Source organism: Paraburkholderia fungorum (assembly GCF_902833645.1).
GTDB lineage: Bacteria > Pseudomonadota > Gammaproteobacteria > Burkholderiales > Burkholderiaceae > Paraburkholderia > Paraburkholderia fungorum.
On sequence record NZ_CADFGE010000002.1, the window covers coordinates 136,801 to 152,730 of the forward strand.

Sequence of the window (15,930 nt, forward strand, 5' to 3'; positions counted from 1 at the left end):
AGGCGCGTGACATAAACCCGCGAGTGGCGGGTTATGACTCTCGCTCGCCATGCACGTATGCAGGCGGCCCGATACCCGCAAACATTCGACCTGAGCGCCACATTCGCGGCAACTCAACTGCCAGCGCGTGCCAGCGCGCGAGCACGGTCGAGAATGTTCCTTCGCGCTTGGCCCGCCGGATTTTGTCGACCACGTTCCAGCCACGCACATACAACGCGAAGCTGCGTTTGCTCGAAAGGAAATGCGGAGCGTGAACACCGACCCACGCGAGCAATTCGGCCGGTGGAACGTCCGGAGCCGCCGGATCGGGCTCGACGTTGGGGATTACGCGAGTTTCGGCGGAAGGCGTTGCATCGCTGGTGTTACCGCGCGCCGCGCTAGTCTCAAGCGCAAGCAGGCGTAGCATTTCGATGCGGTGCCACGGGATCGGGGAGCGGCCGGCGACATAGTTGCGGATCGTTCGCGAGCAACAGCGCAGTTTCCTAGCGACTTCGGCGATTGAAAGACCGTCGGTCAGCGCCAGAAACTCGTGCAGACCGCCATGTCGTTGTTCTGCGAACACCTGAGAACCCTCTGAAGTCTGAAGGGCGCGCAATCTAACGTACACATTAATCTCGCTAAATAGGTTGAAGATTGTAAGAAATGGGGATCGGGTGTTAGCGAGTAGGTTTGACATAATATAAATTATCAACAAATCGTGTGTAGCAGCTTTATGTAAATGTCGTGTTCTAGCCAGATAGAAATGTCGTGTTTTTGAATGCTGGCATGCTGGTCGGTCCGTTGCGAGATTCCGGAGGCGGCCATGTGTCCATGCCTGCAAGAATCACCCACATAGCATGACGGCCCATTGCGACTTACAGAAAACTTTCACATAAGAAATGCTCAAGCAATTAAGCATCCGCTCGCGACGGGATGTCGCACCGGGCATATGGATAAACCATTTATAGTGCACCGCACAAGCCCGTATGACCGGTAGATGTGATCCGATGGTTGTGTTATATTGCACCGCACAAACTTCGTCCGATCGGCAAGCGCGATCCGACAGCCGCGTCCGGCGTTGCCGGGTTGCGGACCGAGATGCCGCTGAAGTTGAGTCGCCGCACCTGTCAGCTACGTCCAGTTTCTGTCTACATCATCAAAATGAGGTCCCTGTGAAATACCTTACCCGTATCGCCGCGTCTGGCGCACTCCTGGTCGTCGCTCTCGGTATTGTTACCTTCGCCCAGATCAAGTTCGCTCCGCAATCGGCAGACAACAATCCGGTGGCACGGATCGTCCTGAACGTCGAATCGCAACTAAACGGTTGAGCGACTCCACCGCCGTATGTAGCACGCGCCCCGCAGGCAAGGAAAAACCCGCCAGGCTCCGAAGAGAACTGGCGGGTTTGAGCTACTGATTTCGGATTCACATGCCAGGCGATGGTAGCGGAGTTGACGCCTGCTCAGGCTCCCCCAGCGACCAGTCGACCTCCATGTCCACGGCATCCAACACCTTGGCAGCGGTGGCCACTGCCGCATCGGGAAAAAGGCCGCGCCGTCATTGATACCCGATGCGTTGCCCGCGGTCACCGTGCCGTCTTTTTTGAACGCCGGCTTCATCCTCCCGAGCGTCTCCATTGTCGTGCCGGGCTTCACGTGCTCGTCGGTGTCGAATCTCACTTCGCCCTTCTTCGTCTGTTTGACGATGGGAACGATTTGCGAATTAAAACGCCCTTCGGCGATCGCCTGCGCAGCCCGGCGGTGAGCGCGCGCCGTTGCGCATGGCGGTGGATAGATAGCCGCCGCGGCTCATCACTTCGACCCCTTCGCCGATGCCATAGTCGCAATCGCCTGGCAAAATATTCTGCGCTGCCGTCACGATGGCCTGCAGGCCGGACGAACACAAACGATTCACCGACATCGCCACCGAATCCATGGGAAGACCGGCCTGGATAGACGCCACCCGCGCCAGGTAAGCAAAGCGGGACTCGGTGAGGATCGTGTTGCCGACGGTCACGGAATGGATCGCCGCCGGGTCGACGCCGGAGCGCGTGAGCGTCTCTTTCATGACCGTACCGGCCAATTCCGCCGGTCGATGTCGGCAAGAGATCCGCCGAAAGTTCCGATCGCCGACCGGGCCGCGCCCAGCACCACTACATTACGCTTGCTCACAATGACTTCAGTTGCGATTGATTGACAGAGATTCAGCCGGCCTTGCGCCTGCGGGACCAGCAGCCATCCGTATTTTAAAAAAGAGTCTCGCAATCCTTGCCGTACGAAAAAGGGTTGTGTCGCGATGGGCGATGAGACGGCCAGCCGGACCCGGCAGGCCGCCGCGGTGGTCCGCGCGATCGACATCCTGCGATCCGTGCCCATGCCGGCGGCGCGCCTGACCGATGACATTTCGCGGTGGGGCAGCGCGCGCCGTCAGCGCGCTGCAAGCGCAGCGCACCCGCGCCTCACCGTTGGCGCTAATTTTCTCGGGTTTCCAAACCTTTCCCACCAAAACCCGCCTCTCCAAATTTTCCCCGCCGTTTAAGTCACCTCGTTTGCGTTCATGAGAATCTAGTCTGTCGCCTTGGAAGCAACTCCATCGCTTCCAAGGCGACAGACTTTTCTTCTCATCCGTCTACGAGGTTGAAATGGACCGCATCGATTCAGTTGTTTTAACGCAAAATACGGGCTACACGTCGCTCGAAGAACGATTCAATCAGAACACCGTAAAGAAAACGGAAAGGTTGCCGTTTACGGTACAGGTGGCAAGTAACCTGGCTGACCTCGACAAAGCCGTCGAGATGCGTCGCGCCGCCTATCGACGTCACGTGCCGGAATTCGCCGAGACCATGGTCGTCGAGACGTTGGACCGCGCGCCCGGCACCGTTGTGCTACTCGCGCAATCGCGTCTGGATGGTGGCCCGCTCGGCACCATGCGGGTCCAGACCAATACATTCGGTCCGCTAGCCGTCGAACAATCGGTCCGTCTGCCGGACTGGCTGAGTCAGGCAAGCCTCGCTGAGGCGACGAGGCTTGGAGTCGCGCGCGGTTCGATCGGTCGCATGGTGAAGGTGGCGCTGTGCAAAGCGTTCTTCATGTATTGTGCGCAGAATGGGGTCGACTGGATGTTAATTACGGCGCGCTCACCGCTCGATCGGGAATATGAAGCGATGTTATTCGGCGATGTGTACGGCCACAACGAATTCCTTCCGATGGCGCACGTTGGAGGGTTGCCACATCGCGTAATGGCGAAACCGGTTGCTTTGGTCCGTCAGCGTTGGGCGAAGGTTAATCACCCGTTCTACGGCTTCTTTTTTGAAACGGATCACATTGACATCGACATCACCAGCGCATCAAATCAGAGCGCAGCGGGCCATGAGGCTGATTGCGGTGGCCTGACGGGCAGCGCCTCAGGTCATCTGTGGCCGCTGAGCGAAACGTAAAGCAAGATGTCCGTCCGAAGAAATCCGGGCGGACAGGAGATCGGTCGCGTCAGCGCAGTCGTGCTTTCGCGACTGACTATCGCAGCATCACAATGAAACCAAAGTGAAGTCATTGGGGAAGGGCAGCAAATGACACGCGTTAAGTGGGCGCTCCGGGACCGACTGACCGGCTGGGCTTTTCAGCGGTTCTCGGTATACGTAGCGCCATTTGTGATTGTGCTCGGCAGCATCGCAGTCGTGTTCTGGGCGCCGCGCCAATTTGACACGACAGGAATGGTCGCGCTCAGCTTTCCCGTGATTCCGGATCCGTCGGCGACACTGTCACCCGCCACCGCCATCGCCCGCCTACGCGACGCCGCGCCCACTGCACGTTTTAGTACCCATCTCGCTGAAACACCCTTCTGGTTCATGCTCACCGCGCCTGCTCTGGGCGGCGCAGGCCCGACATTCATCGACCTGCCGTCGCGGCACGCACAGGCGCTGTCCTGCTGGCGGACCGGCCCCGTCCTGACGCTGCTCGGCGCGGCCAACCGCCAAGGCACGAGCGGAGAGATGCGCGCCAACAAGGCCGGCTTTGCGCTGAGGCTCGACGAGCACGCCGCTCAAACGCAGATCTTGTGCCGAGGCACCTTCTCCGGACCCGCGTATATCACCGCATCCGCAACGAACGCCGAGGAGCTCGAGGTATCCGCCCTCGACTTTACCCAGAGCGCGTCGCTGATCACTGGCGGCCTGCTGACGCTCGCGATCTTCGTATTCGTTACAGCAATCATCAATCGCGAATGGACTTACGTGATCTTTGCCGCCTGGCTCGTCGGCAATCTCCGGTTGAGCGCCAACGCAATGGGCTTCGATACCGAATGGATGGGCTGGCTCATTCCGCCTGACCATATCGCACTGTTGCGGGAATTCACGTTCGCTTCCTATTACGTGCTGACCACGACGCTCTTTGTGGAGCTTTTTCGCCGCGAGCTGAAAGCAATCGGCCTGCGCTGGAGCCTGCACGCCGTGCGGTATGGCGGCTGCCTGCTGATGATCGCCGCATGTACGCTGAGCTACGCGCACTTCATTCCCGTGCTCTGGGCGTGCGCCAGCTTCTGCATACTGGTGCTGACCTATTTCCTCGTACAGTTGTTCATCAAGGCCCGCTCACGGACCGTGCTTTGGTATGTCGCGTCAATGGGCATCGTGCTATTCGCGACGCTGTCGCAAGTACTCGCCGCCGCGCTCGGCGTGAAGGCGCTGGCCGGCGCGCTGAGCCCCGTGGTGACAGCACTGTCGTCGAGCATGCTTTGTGCGTTCGCTATTGCGGAACGTATGCGCGAAGAGCGAGAGCGGCGCCGACAAATGCAAATCGAACTGCGCAACACGTATGACGTCACGCCGATCGGCCTCTTCACGCTGAGCGGGGACAGCGCCTTCCTTCGCGCCAATCCGGCGCTGCACTCGATGTTGGGCCTGCCTCAACAGCACCACGGCGCGCATCGCTGGGCCGACTATTTCGCCCCGGGCGCCGAGCGCGCGCTCGCTGAACTCCTGGAGCGCGACGACTCGGCGTCGATCGAGATCGAGGGTACAGCCGGCACGAAGACAGAGGCGCGGCGCTACTCGTTGCGAGCGATTCGCGCGAACGGCTTCATCGAAGGCTCGCTCGAGGACGTGACGGACCGCTCGAAAGCTGTGGAGCGGCTGCACTTCCTGGCCGAGCACGACCCACTCACCGGTCTCCTGAACCGTCGCGGTATCGAGCATGCAATCAGCCGGCAAAGCGGCGAAAACGGTCCGTGGGCGCTCGCGTATCTCGATCTCGACCGCTTCAAGCTGTTAAACGACCTGTTCGGCCACGGGACCGGCGACGAGATACTGCGGCATGTCGCTGCGCGCCTCGTCGAGCGCCTCGGTTCCGACGTGCCGATCGGGCGAATCGGCGGGGACGAATTCGTCTGCGTGCTCGTGAACATGGAAATCGACGATGCGGTCGCGCGCTGCCGAGAACTCGTCTCGGCGCTAAACTCCGCACCGGTTAATGTCGACACGCGAGCGTTCCAGATCAGAGGATCGGTCGGCGTAGTCGAGTGCTCGCAAGGTGAGCGAGTCCTCGACGCCCTCGCCTATGCCGACCGTGCGTGTCGCGCTGCAAAACGCGGCGGCAATGCGCGGCTCGTCGCACTGCGCAAGGGCGCGCCGGCCTTTGAGGAGCGCGCCGCCGAGATCAGCCTGATCGAGGCGCTGGGACAGAGCCGGTTACCCGAGGGGCTGTTCCTCGTGATGCAGCCGATCATGTCGATGCGCGCACCGACAGAAGCGCTCGACTTTGAAGTGCTGCTGCGTCTGCGCATGCCGGACGGCTCGGTCGCGACCGCTGCGAAACTGATCGCCGCCGCGGAGGACTCCGGTACCATCACCGCGATCGACCGATGGGTACTCTCGACGACGCTCGCATGGCTCAGGGACAACCGCGCGTCGCTCTCCACCACTCGCTTCGTATGCGTGAACCTGAGCGGCGGTTCGCTCAACGACGAACAATTTCTCGACGAGCTGTTCGGGCTGTTTTCGCGTCACGAAGACGTCGTTCATTACCTGTGCATCGAAATCACCGAAAGCGTCGCGCTGCACGATCTCGAGCATACGGAGCGCTTCATCGCGCGCGTCCACGACATGGGTGCAAAGATCGCGATCGACGATTTCGGCGCGGGTCAGACCTCACTTCGTTACCTCAAGAAGCTGTCGGCCGACGCACTAAAAATCGACGGCGAGTTTGTGCGCACAATGTGTAACCATCCGGCCGACGTCGCGATCGTCGAGGCGATCATTAGCCTGGCACGCAATCTCGGCATGCGCAGCATTGCTGAATGGGTCGAAGACCTCGAGACCTTGCGCGCGCTGAATGAACTGGGCGTCGACTACGTGCAAGGTTTCGCGATCGCGAAACCGCAAGAGGCCGAGGACATTCTCACGGCCTCCTCGGCCGCTAGCTTCGTGACTAATACCGACCTCACACGCTATCTGAATGCGCAGCAGACACAGCGCGGCGGCGCTGATGAACAGCGCATGGAGCGTGAAAGCGCGGCCTGAAGCGGCTGGCCACGCCCAGACCACTGGCGCGTTCGCATTCTTCGCCGTGCCGCGTAAGGGGTGGCGGCTCTATACAACCGAGGTGGCCTCGCGGCGCTGGCAGGTTGATGAAGCGGCGACGGTAGAATGAAGTGGTGAAGAAAACGAAATCGCTTTATCACGGTCACCGCTTCCCTGCCGTCGTCATCAGGTGCGCGGTTCGGTGGTATTTCCGTTTCAGCCTGAGTCTGCGCGACGTCGAGCCGGCTCCACCAACAGGCCACCATGGAACAACAGAATTCCTATCGTGCTCTTCTCAAGATCCCCAGCCTGTCTTCGCTCATTCTTGCGGCGACTCTGTCGCGCCTCGCCGGGCGCATGTTCACCCTGACATTAGTGCTGTTCGTGCTGACGCGATTTTCGTCGCCGGCGTTGGCCGGATGGCTGACATTCGCCGCGATTGTCCCAGGCTTGGTCGTAAGCCCCATCGCGGGTGCGCTGCTTGACCGTATGGGCCCGACAACGGCATTGAGGATCGATCTGATCGCGAGCGCGATCTACATCGCCGCCATCAGCATGACCAGTTGGGTTGGCTGGGCCAGCATACCGGTTCTGTTTGTGCTGGTCGTGCTGCTCTCGCTTACCGGTCCGTTGGGCGCGGCGGGAACGCGAACCCTGCTGCCGCGTCTGGTGCCGGCCCACGCGCTCGATCGGGCCAATGCGCTGGACACCGCGGTCTACGCCGTGGTCGACGTGGTGGGACCCGGTTTGGCCGGGCTGATCGTTGCTTCGTTCGGACCTGAGTCCGCGCTGTCCGTCATCGCCGTGGCTTACGCGGGTGCGGCGATCTGTTTGTCTTACGTCCAGAATCTGCCCGGCCTCGCCTCCACCCAGACATCTCTGCTGCGCCAGACGATCGAGGGCATCCAGATGGTCGCGCGTCAGCCGACGCTGCGGGGACTCGCCATTTCCTATTCGTTGTATCAGGCCACCTGGGGCGTTCTCGTTGTGGTGGTTCCGGTATTCGTGGCTAACCACTACGCCAGCGCGGTGGGCAGTTCAGTAACCGGCTTGCTGTGGGCCGCGATGGGTATGGCCGGTGGCCTGGGAGCGCTTCTCGCCGGCCATCTGCGGACCACGGGCCGTGAACGCCTCATCATGGCGGCCGGGATGATCGTCACCGCCCTGGCCGCATGGCCGGTTGCAGCGGAATTCGGCTTTGGCGGCTTAGCCATCGGTTTGATGCTTGCCGGGGTGGCGTCCGGTCCAATCGACGTCGCGCTGCTAACCTTGCGTCAGCGGCGCACCGATCCGCGTCAGCTCGGCCGGGTGCTGTCCATCTCGATGAGCCTGAATCTCGCCGGCTTTCCGCTGGGATCGGCCATTGCGGGGATGGTGATCACGACCTCCCTTTCCGCGACGTTCGTGATGGCCGGCATCGCTTCAATCATAGCCGCCATCGCGACTGCATCCATACCCCGCGACCTTGATCGACCGGCCGTTTAGCGTCCTGTCGAGCGTGCCCCCGCTTTCAGTCGGTGATCGGACTTCAGTTCAGTCGACTGGACGCGATCCCGACCGGAGCGCACTCCTCCCCACCCGACGACCCACCAGGGAAAAAACCAGTGGACTGGTCTTTTTCATGGTGTAGCATCCAATCGTTACATCATTCAATGTAACAATAAAAAATGTCATCGTGCTGGGCTGCTGTACGCCTGTCGGACAGCATATTGGGAGGCAGGCATGGGCGAGAAGGCCATTCCACACGTCAACGTGGACGAGTTGGCGCAATTCCGCGAAGTCCAGCAACTGGCGTACCGGTGCGTCGAGAGCATCGGCGACCTGCTTCGACCGGGCATGACGGAAAAGGACGCCGCCCGGCTGCTGAGCGAATGGTTACAGGACCATGGCGTGCATGACTGGCTGCACAAACCCTTCGCCTGGTTTGGTGACCGTACCGCTTTTGAGGGCTTCTCCGGGCTGTCGCACATGGCGGGCTTCAATCTCGCCTTCTTCCCGGGTTCACGCCGTCTGGAAGAAAACATGCCGATCATTCTCGACGTGGCACCCGTGTTGAACGGGGTGATCGCCGATGTCGGCTACGCCACCTGCGTCGGTACGAATCCGATTCTCGAGCAACTGAAAGACGATCTCGCGGAACACCGCGAACTGATCGTCAGTATGGTCAAGCAACGGCGCACACTTGCCGACGTGGCGCGCGCGGTCGACCTGCTATGCAGGCAACAGGGCGTGGAGCCGCGCCATAAGGCCTATCCGTTCAAGGTGCTGGCGCATCGTGTCGCGAAACTGCACAACCCCGCCAAGCCGCGCTTCGTGGCGCGCTTCGGTCTGAACGCCACGCGCAATCTGGTCCTCGACCAGGTGAGCGCCGGCAGGAAAGAAGGCTGGTCGCCGCTGTGGTCGATCGATCGCCGTTCCGATCATGCACCGACGCCCGGCTTGTGGGCCGTCGAGCCGCATCTCGGCTTTCAGGGCGTGGGCGCCAAGTTCGAAGAACTGCTCGTCATCACCGAAGACGACGCCTACTGGCTCGACGACGACCTGCCGCATGTGCGCCGTTGGGCGCAGCGCGGACGGGCGTTGGCCGCGGCATGACGGAGGCGCATATGCAGCTTTTGACCGAACCCGTGCCGCTCACGCTGTACGAGGCGCCGCCCGCGATGCATCGCACGAGTTTCGCGGTGCGCCCGGGCGACGTGACCCTGGCCGCCAGCGCATGGGGCGGCCCCGCCCGGCCGACCGTGGTCCTCGTGCATGGCTACCCGTACCGCGCCAACTTCATCCGCTGCCTGTTCATGCCGCGCAAGCATTACGCGCACGCCCCAGTCCAGGCGATCGTGCCGACGCTGGACAAATACGTCAGTCCGGCGCTATCCGAAGATCTCTCGCGATGGGTGCCGAAGTACCGGCGCCGTGAACTGACCGCACGGCACCAGGTGCCGCTCACCCGCGCGATCGCCCGCATCAGCATGATGCCGCGCTGAACTCAGTGGGCTCACCAATCAGACGTCGGAGACCGTTATGAACCAGGAGCAAACCCAGCACAAGATCAAGGCCCGCCACGTGAAGTTCGACTGGAGCCAAACACCGATTCAATGGATTCCGGGCGATCCGTCGAGCACGCACATCATCAATGTGCTGAACCTGCTGTTCCCAGCCGGCGAGCTATGGTTCTGCCGCGTCTACAACAAGGCGCTGCCGCTCATTACCGACCCGGCCTTGCGCGACGACGCCGAGGGTTTTCTCCGTCAGGAAGCAGTGCATTCGCGCTCGCACGGCGGTGTGCTCACGCATTACTACAAGGCACACGGCATCGATACGCAGCCCTTCACGAAACAACTCGACTGGCTGTTCGGCAAGCTGCTCGGCGAACAGCCGCTTGGGCTGAAGATCGGCAAAACTCGCTTCTGGCTGCGCCAGCAGCTTGGCGTGATCGCCGCGCTGGAGCACTTTTTCGGCTATCTCGGCAACTGGGTGCTGAATGCCGACGGGCTCGATGCAGCCCACGCCGACCCCACCATGCTCGACCTGCTGCGTTGGCACGGTGCCGAAGAGGTCGAACATCGCACGGTGGCCTTCGACATCTTCCGGCATATGGGCGGCACCTATTTCGAACGCTGCTTCCATATGCTCTCGACCGTCATGCTTCTGCTGTACTTCCTGACGCGCGGCGCACGCTTCATGCATCAACGCGATCCTGCTGCCGGCAGGTACTACGGCTTTATTCTCGCGTGGCGCGCCGGAGCGCGGCGCCGTTGTCTGCCGTCGTTCTGGAAAATGATTGCGGCGGCGTTGCGCTATTTCAATCCACGCTACACGCCCCATCACGAAGGCTCCACTGAACAGGCGCTGGCTTATCTCGCGACCTCGCCGGCAGCGCGAGCCGCGGCTCACGGGGGCAACTGGGTTCGTAAAGCAGGCTAATGCGTGAGTTGACGCCTTTCCACCTTACATTTTGACATGTTATGATGCGAATCATTCTCATTTACAAAAGCGTCGCATCCACGGATCTGACGCGCCCGGTGGGCCATGGCGGCAAACGAATCGGCCCTGCATCACGAGATGCAGGCGCTCTACAGCAATCATCACGGCTGGCTCCACGCATGGCTGCGTAAGAAGCTCGGCTGTGCGCATCGTGCGGCCGACCTCGCGCACGACACGTTCCTGCGTTTGCTCGCCCGTGATGAACCGCTGGGTCTGCAAGAGCCTCGCGCGTTTCTAACCACGGTCGCGCAACGCGTGATGGCCAATTACTGGCGTCGCGAGCAGATCGAGCGTGCGTATCTGGAAGCGTTGGCGCTCGTGCCCGAGAATTTCGCGCCCTCACCTGAAGAGCGCGCGCTGCTTCTGGAAGCGCTGTGCGAGATCGACAGCCTGCTGGAACGGCTGCCGCTCGCCGTCAAACGTGCTTTCCTTCTGGCCCAGCTCGACGGATTGACCCACGCCGAGATCGCCGCACAACTGAAGCTTTCCATCTCGACCGTGAAACGTCATCTGGTGCGCGCCGGCGCACAGTGTTTCTTTGCGCTGAACGTGGCCTGACGGATCGACGGATGAACGCGAGCGCCAGACCCGATATTCCGCAACACATCGCCATGCGCGCCGTGCAGTGGTGGATGGAATTGCAATCCGGTAAAGACACGCGCGCCCAGCAACTCGCGTTGGCGCGCTGGTGCGCCGAGCATCCCGATCACGAACGCGCGTGGCAGCACATCTGCAGCGTCAGCAGTCGCTTCAGGGGACTCACCGAAGCAGGCACGGGCGTTGTGGACGCAGGCGGCGCAGCGGCCGCTCGCGCGGCGCTGACGCGTACCGGATCGGCCAGGCGCCGCGCGAGCGTCAAAGTCCTCGCGACCTTGTTGTTCGCCGGCGGCGCGACATGGCTCGCCGGTGAACACCTGCCGTGGCGCGCATGGAGTGCGGATGCGCACACCGCGCCCGGCCAGCGCCGCACCCTCACACTTGCCGACGGCACCCGCGTCACGCTTAACACCGACAGCGCCATCGATATCGGCTTCAACAGCACCGAACGGCAGGTGCGCCTGATCAAAGGCGAAATCATGATCGCGACCGGCCATCCCGCCGGCGAACAACGGCCGTTCATTGTCGAGACCGCGCAAGGGCGTTTGCAAGCCTTGGGGACACGCTTCGCCGTCAGGCAGCAGAGTGCGCTTAGCCGCCTCGATGTATTCGAGGGCGCGGTGCGGGTCAGCCCGCGCGACGCAGCCGGCCTTGCGCCGGTGGTCCGTGCCGGACAACGCGTCCGCTTCACGCACGACACCGTCGGAGCGGTCGAGCCGCTCAGCGAGAACGACGCGGCCTGGACGGATGGTCTGATCGTCGCGAGCGGCATGCGGCTCGGCGATTTCGTAGCCGAACTGGATCGCTATCGCGCGGGACATCTGGGTTGCGATCCGTCCGTGGCCGATTTGCGGATCTCGGGCACCTTCCCGCTCGCCGACACGGAGCGTGTGCTCGACACCCTGGCCGCAACCTTGCCGGTCAAGGTCGTATTCATTACGCGCTACTGGGGCACCGTGCGCGCAGCGCGTGCCTGAAACCGGCGAGCCCTGGCATCGCTGAAATTTTTTTCGTCTGTTGTGAGCTGTTTTCGAATCTCGCGTGACAAGGGAGATGAGAGCAACACATCGTCACCCTTCCAGCGAGCTTTGAACATGGGACAGTATCGAAACACCCGCCCCGGCAATAGCCGCCGTGGCAGTCGTGGCGCGATGCGCGCGCGGCACATTGCAACGGCCGCACTGATCTCCGCCGGACTGCCGTTCAACGTGGCGCTGGCGGCCGATGCGCCGTCTTCCGCCGAGGCGCCAGCGCGCAAGAACTACGACATTCCGGCCGGGCCGCTCGAAGCGGCGCTCAATCGCTTCGGGCGCGAAAGCGGGCTGTTACTGTCCTTTCCGGCGGCACTGACAGACGGGCGCACGAGCGCAGGCCTGCACGGCGATTACGACGTCAGGCAAGGCTTCGAGCGAATCCTGCGCGGCACAGGACTCGGCGCGACGCAGCAGGCCAATGGCGGCTATACGCTCGTCCCGCGCACTGAGGCGGCAGCGGACGACGGCGACCCGCACGGCACCACCCTCCCCGCCGTCACGGTCAGTTCGACAATGGTGAAAGCCGGCAGCTACCGGCCCCCTGCCGACTCGGTGGTAACGCGTTCGGACACGCCGGTGCTCGACACCGCTCAGGCCGTCAACATCGTGCCGTCCCAGGTGCTGCATGACCAGCGTCCGCGTAATCTCGACGATGCGCTTGCGAACGTGAGCGGCATCGTGCAAGGCAATACGCTGGCCGGCACGCAGGACACCCTGCTCAAGCGCGGCTTCGGCGGCAATCGCGACGGTTCGATCATGCATAACGGCATGCCGCTGGTGCAAGGGCGCGCGCTGAACGCGGCGGCCGACAGTGTCGAAGTGCTCAAAGGCCCGACCTCGCTGCTGTACGGCATCATGGACCCGGGCGGCGTCGTCAACGTGGTGAGCAAGCAGCCCTTGCTTCAGCCCTATCACGCGATCTCCGTGCTCGGTTCGACCTACGGACACGGCCGCAACGGCGCCGGCGCCACGCTCGATACAACCGGGCCGATCGGCGACTCCGGTCTCGCCTACCGGCTCGTGGTCGATCAGACCGACGAGCAGTATTGGCGCAACTTCGGCGAGCACCGCGAGACGCTCGTGGCGCCGTCGCTCGCGTGGTACGGACGCGATACCCAGGTGGTGGTGTCGTACGAATATCGCAAGTTTCTCTATCCGTTCGACCGCGGCACCGCGCTCGATCCGAAGACCAACCAGCCGCTTGCGATTTCGAGCCGCGAACGTCTCGACGAACCGTTCAACGAAATGGACGGCGAATCGAACCTCGCGCAAATCAGCGTCGATCACCAGATCAACGCGAACTGGAAGGCTCATTTCGGCTATAGCTACAACCGCGAGACCTACGACGCCGGTCAGTTGCGCGTGCAGGGTATCAACAGCACGACCGGCGCGGTGTCGCGCAGCAACGACGCGACGCATGGCGCGCTCAGCACGGACAGCTACGCGATCGCATACGTGGACGGTCATTTCAACCTGGCGGGTTTGCGCAACGATTTGCAGGTCGGTGTCGACAGCGAGTACCGCCGCATCTATCGCAAGGACCTGCTGCGCCAGGCCACGAAATATCCGTTCAACTATTTCAATCCGATCTACGGACGCGAGAGCCCGTCGACCACCGTGTCCGCAAGCGACAGCGATCAGACCGACACGCTGCACGACCGCTCGTTCTTCTTCCAGGACAATTTGCATCTCACCGACAAGTGGATTCTGATCGGCGGCGCGCGTTTTCTGAGCTACAACCAGATCGCGGGAAAGGGTCGGCCGTTTGTCGTCAATACGGACATCAACGGCAGCAAATGGCTGCCGCGCGCGGGCGTGGTCTACAAATGGACCGACACGGTCTCGCTATACGGCAGCTATACCCAGTCGCTCAAGCCGACCTCGACGATCGCGCCGCTTGCCACCGGCGTGGTGATCGATTCGTCGGTGCAGCCTGAAGAAGCCACGTCGTGGGAGCTCGGCGCCAAGATTGCGATGCCCAATGGCCTCAGCGGCACGCTGGCGCTTTTCAACATCGACAAGAAAAACGTGCTGGTGCAGCAGTACAACGACGCCACCAAACAGACCGACTGGCGCACGGCCGGCAAGGCACGTTCACGCGGAGTGGAGCTCGATGTGGCCGGGCAGATCGGCCAGCACTGGAGCGTGATCGCAAGCTACGCGTACATCGACGCGAAAACCACCGAAGACCCGTTGTATGCCGGCAAGCGCCTGTGGAATGCGCCGCAGAATACGGCATCGCTGGCTGCGGTCTATGACTTCGGCACGATCTTCGGCGGCGACCAGTTGCGGGTGGGCGCCGGCGCGCATTATGTCGGCCCACGCCCCGGCGATTCGGCCAATAGCTTCACGCTGCCGGCTTACACCGTCGCCGATGCCTTCGCCACTTATGAAACAAAACTCGGCAATCGCCATCTGTCGTTCCAGCTCAACGTGAAGAATCTGTTCAACAAGACCTACTACCCGTCGAGCGCGAACCGCTACTTCGTCGCGGTTGGCGACGCGCGCCAGGTCTCCTTGCTGTCGACGCTCGAGTTCTAGGCGTGCGCACGGACACCGTACGCACGATATGTGGGTTCAATGGATCAACAGGATATGGGAGTCACGATGAAACTCTGGAACCGTCGCGCTAACAAGGGTCTGGCGCCCGCCCGCAAACGCCGGACCTTTCTCACTACCGCGGCGAGCCTCGGTGCGGTGCTGGCGGTCGCGACACCCGCCGCGCGCGCCGCATCGAGCGATCCGCGCGCGGGCAAGAAAGTCGTGATGCTCGTGCAACTGAATGGCCCGAGCCTGGCCGTCGACCAGAAGATCGCGGCGCACCTGACCGCGCGCGGCTACAGCGTACGCATGCTGGATCAGGCGCAACCGCCCGAGGCGGTGGGCGACGCGGATCTGGTCGTCATTTCATCGACGGTCTCATCGAAACAGGTGGCGGGAGGCTGGCGCTACCTGGCCAAGCCGTTATTGACATGGGAAAACGATTTGCTCGACGACTTCGCGATGACGGGCAAGCGTCACGACGTCGATTTTGGCGAAGCGGAAAAGGAGCGTTACCTGTGGCTGGTCAACGCGCCCCACCCCATTGCGGCCGGCTTGCCGGCGGGCGTGACGAACGTCTACGTCAAGCAGGCCGCGATGAGCTGGGGCAAACCGGGCTTGGGCGCGACGACCATCGCAACGCTGTATGGCCAGCCTGAAAAGGCGGCGATCTTCGCCTATGAGAAAGGCGCCACGATGGACTACGAGTCGCTGGCGCCGGCCCGGCGCGTGATGTTCTTCCTGAACAACGACACCTTCGGCAACCTCTCGCCGGCGGGTAACAGTCTGTTTGATGCGGCCGTGGATTGGGCGCTCGGTTTAGCCTGAATGAGGCCTTGCCCATTCACGTTGAACGCTGGGCGATAATAAAACCTTGCCTCGCGCTGTAGTCCGTCGTCAGTTCCCGTCGGAAAGCAGACCGGGCATCAGTTAGAAGCCGCCCCCGCATCCGCGGCCGGTACGCCAGCCGTCTTGACCGCGCCAGCGCCATCCGTGTGATGCTGAATGTCATAAATCTCCCGATTACGCGCAATCTCCACCGCGGTAGGGGGATAGTCGTTATTGGGCGTCGGCACGAGCCCTTCGGCCTGAGCTTGTTTCAACTGAGCCATAACCTCAGCCCGTGTGAGTCCCGACGGATTGGATTGCGCAAACGCATTCGCTCCGAACGGCAAACTGAGCGCGGCAACAGCAATAGCGGTAAGCAGTTTCATGATGTCTCTCCGGTGAAGTGCAAGAAATGAGTGGTCTGAACCACGTTTCCTATTCTTGTCATTTCAGCTG

The 15,930-nt window shown here is 62.0% G+C and carries 12 protein-coding genes and 3 pseudogenes; 12 read left to right on the plus strand and 3 right to left on the minus strand.

Features of this window, described 5'->3' with window-relative positions; translation table 11 throughout:
- Positions 1 to 31: 31 nt before the first annotated feature.
- On the minus strand, positions 32 to 562 hold the full coding sequence (locus HWX91_RS07345; protein WP_028194490.1) for a hypothetical protein: 531 nt from the start codon (positions 560 to 562) through the stop codon (positions 32 to 34).
- Positions 563 to 1,151: 589 nt separating this feature from the next.
- On the opposite strand from HWX91_RS07345, the gene HWX91_RS07350 reads away from it, so the two are divergent.
- A complete protein-coding gene (locus tag HWX91_RS07350; protein ID WP_153141799.1) occupies positions 1,152 to 1,307 on the plus strand; it encodes a hypothetical protein in 156 nt (51 codons plus the stop codon).
- 216 nt (positions 1,308 to 1,523) lie between these two features.
- Here the strand turns inward: HWX91_RS07350 and HWX91_RS07355 are convergent.
- Positions 1,524 to 2,150 (minus strand): annotated as a pseudogene (locus tag HWX91_RS07355) (thiolase family protein); the annotation flags it as partial.
- 470 nt (positions 2,151 to 2,620) lie between these two features.
- On the opposite strand from HWX91_RS07355, the gene HWX91_RS07360 reads away from it, so the two are divergent.
- The 11 genes and pseudogenes from HWX91_RS07360 to HWX91_RS07410 all read left to right on the plus strand — a co-directional run bounded on the left by HWX91_RS07360 (position 2,621) and on the right by HWX91_RS07410 (position 15,474).
- Entirely contained in the window at positions 2,621 to 3,415 is a 795-nt protein-coding gene (locus HWX91_RS07360) for an N-acyl amino acid synthase FeeM domain-containing protein (protein ID WP_028194493.1), read from the plus strand.
- Between the two features lie 129 nt (positions 3,416 to 3,544).
- Entirely contained in the window at positions 3,545 to 6,490 is a 2,946-nt protein-coding gene (locus tag HWX91_RS07365; protein ID WP_028194494.1) for a putative bifunctional diguanylate cyclase/phosphodiesterase, read from the plus strand.
- Between the two features lie 134 nt (positions 6,491 to 6,624).
- A pseudogene (locus HWX91_RS07370) lies at positions 6,625 to 6,732 on the plus strand (IS6 family transposase); the annotation flags it as partial.
- A gap of 22 nt (positions 6,733 to 6,754) precedes the next feature.
- Positions 6,755 to 7,975, plus strand: coding sequence for an MFS transporter (locus HWX91_RS07375; RefSeq protein WP_028194495.1), 1,221 nt, complete (start codon positions 6,755 to 6,757; stop codon positions 7,973 to 7,975).
- Positions 7,976 to 8,212: 237 nt separating this feature from the next.
- The gene (locus HWX91_RS07380; protein WP_028194496.1) at positions 8,213 to 9,085 is read left to right on the plus strand and encodes a M24 family metallopeptidase; all 873 of its coding nucleotides are present in this window, start codon (positions 8,213 to 8,215) and stop codon (positions 9,083 to 9,085) included.
- Between the two features lie 170 nt (positions 9,086 to 9,255).
- Positions 9,256 to 9,438: pseudogene (locus tag HWX91_RS41190) on the plus strand (SDR family oxidoreductase); the annotation flags it as partial.
- 73 nt (positions 9,439 to 9,511) lie between these two features.
- On the plus strand, positions 9,512 to 10,414 hold the full coding sequence (locus tag HWX91_RS07390) for a metal-dependent hydrolase (protein WP_028194498.1): 903 nt from the start codon (positions 9,512 to 9,514) through the stop codon (positions 10,412 to 10,414).
- A gap of 105 nt (positions 10,415 to 10,519) precedes the next feature.
- The gene (locus tag HWX91_RS07395) at positions 10,520 to 11,032 is read left to right on the plus strand and encodes a sigma-70 family RNA polymerase sigma factor (protein WP_028194499.1); all 513 of its coding nucleotides are present in this window, start codon (positions 10,520 to 10,522) and stop codon (positions 11,030 to 11,032) included.
- 11 nt (positions 11,033 to 11,043) lie between these two features.
- Positions 11,044 to 12,048: a FecR domain-containing protein gene (locus tag HWX91_RS07400; RefSeq protein WP_028194500.1), complete on the plus strand. Its 1,005-nt coding sequence runs from the start codon at positions 11,044 to 11,046 to the stop codon at positions 12,046 to 12,048.
- Positions 12,049 to 12,165: 117 nt separating this feature from the next.
- Positions 12,166 to 14,646: a TonB-dependent siderophore receptor gene (locus HWX91_RS07405; RefSeq protein ID WP_081832929.1), complete on the plus strand. Its 2,481-nt coding sequence runs from the start codon at positions 12,166 to 12,168 to the stop codon at positions 14,644 to 14,646.
- A 66-nt stretch (positions 14,647 to 14,712) separates the two neighbouring features.
- Positions 14,713 to 15,474 carry a hypothetical protein gene (locus HWX91_RS07410; RefSeq protein ID WP_102857552.1) on the plus strand — a complete coding sequence of 254 codons (762 nt, stop codon included), beginning with the start codon at positions 14,713 to 14,715 and terminating at the stop codon, positions 15,472 to 15,474.
- A 98-nt stretch (positions 15,475 to 15,572) separates the two neighbouring features.
- On the opposite strand, the gene HWX91_RS07415 is transcribed toward HWX91_RS07410, so the two are convergent.
- Positions 15,573 to 15,860 carry a DUF4148 domain-containing protein gene (locus HWX91_RS07415; protein WP_028194503.1) on the minus strand — a complete coding sequence of 96 codons (288 nt, stop codon included), beginning with the start codon at positions 15,858 to 15,860 and terminating at the stop codon, positions 15,573 to 15,575.
- Positions 15,861 to 15,930: the final 70 nt, after the last annotated feature.

Excerpts from the sequence above, each read along its gene's own strand:
- HWX91_RS07360 (WP_028194493.1), top strand. The coding sequence starts at position 2,621 with ATGGACCGCATCGATTCAGTTGTTTTAACGCAAAATACGGGCTACACG.
- HWX91_RS07365 (WP_028194494.1), top strand. The coding sequence starts at position 3,545 with ATGACACGCGTTAAGTGGGCGCTCCGGGACCGACTGACCGGCTGGGCT.
- HWX91_RS07375 (WP_028194495.1), top strand. The coding sequence starts at position 6,755 with ATGGAACAACAGAATTCCTATCGTGCTCTTCTCAAGATCCCCAGCCTG.
- HWX91_RS07380 (WP_028194496.1), top strand. The coding sequence starts at position 8,213 with ATGGGCGAGAAGGCCATTCCACACGTCAACGTGGACGAGTTGGCGCAA.
- HWX91_RS07390 (WP_028194498.1), top strand. The coding sequence starts at position 9,512 with ATGAACCAGGAGCAAACCCAGCACAAGATCAAGGCCCGCCACGTGAAG.
- HWX91_RS07395 (WP_028194499.1), top strand. The coding sequence starts at position 10,520 with ATGGCGGCAAACGAATCGGCCCTGCATCACGAGATGCAGGCGCTCTAC.
- HWX91_RS07400 (WP_028194500.1), top strand. The coding sequence starts at position 11,044 with ATGAACGCGAGCGCCAGACCCGATATTCCGCAACACATCGCCATGCGC.
- HWX91_RS07405 (WP_081832929.1), top strand. The coding sequence starts at position 12,166 with ATGGGACAGTATCGAAACACCCGCCCCGGCAATAGCCGCCGTGGCAGT.
- HWX91_RS07410 (WP_102857552.1), top strand. The coding sequence starts at position 14,713 with ATGAAACTCTGGAACCGTCGCGCTAACAAGGGTCTGGCGCCCGCCCGC.
- HWX91_RS07415 (WP_028194503.1), bottom strand. The coding sequence starts at position 15,860 with ATGAAACTGCTTACCGCTATTGCTGTTGCCGCGCTCAGTTTGCCGTTC.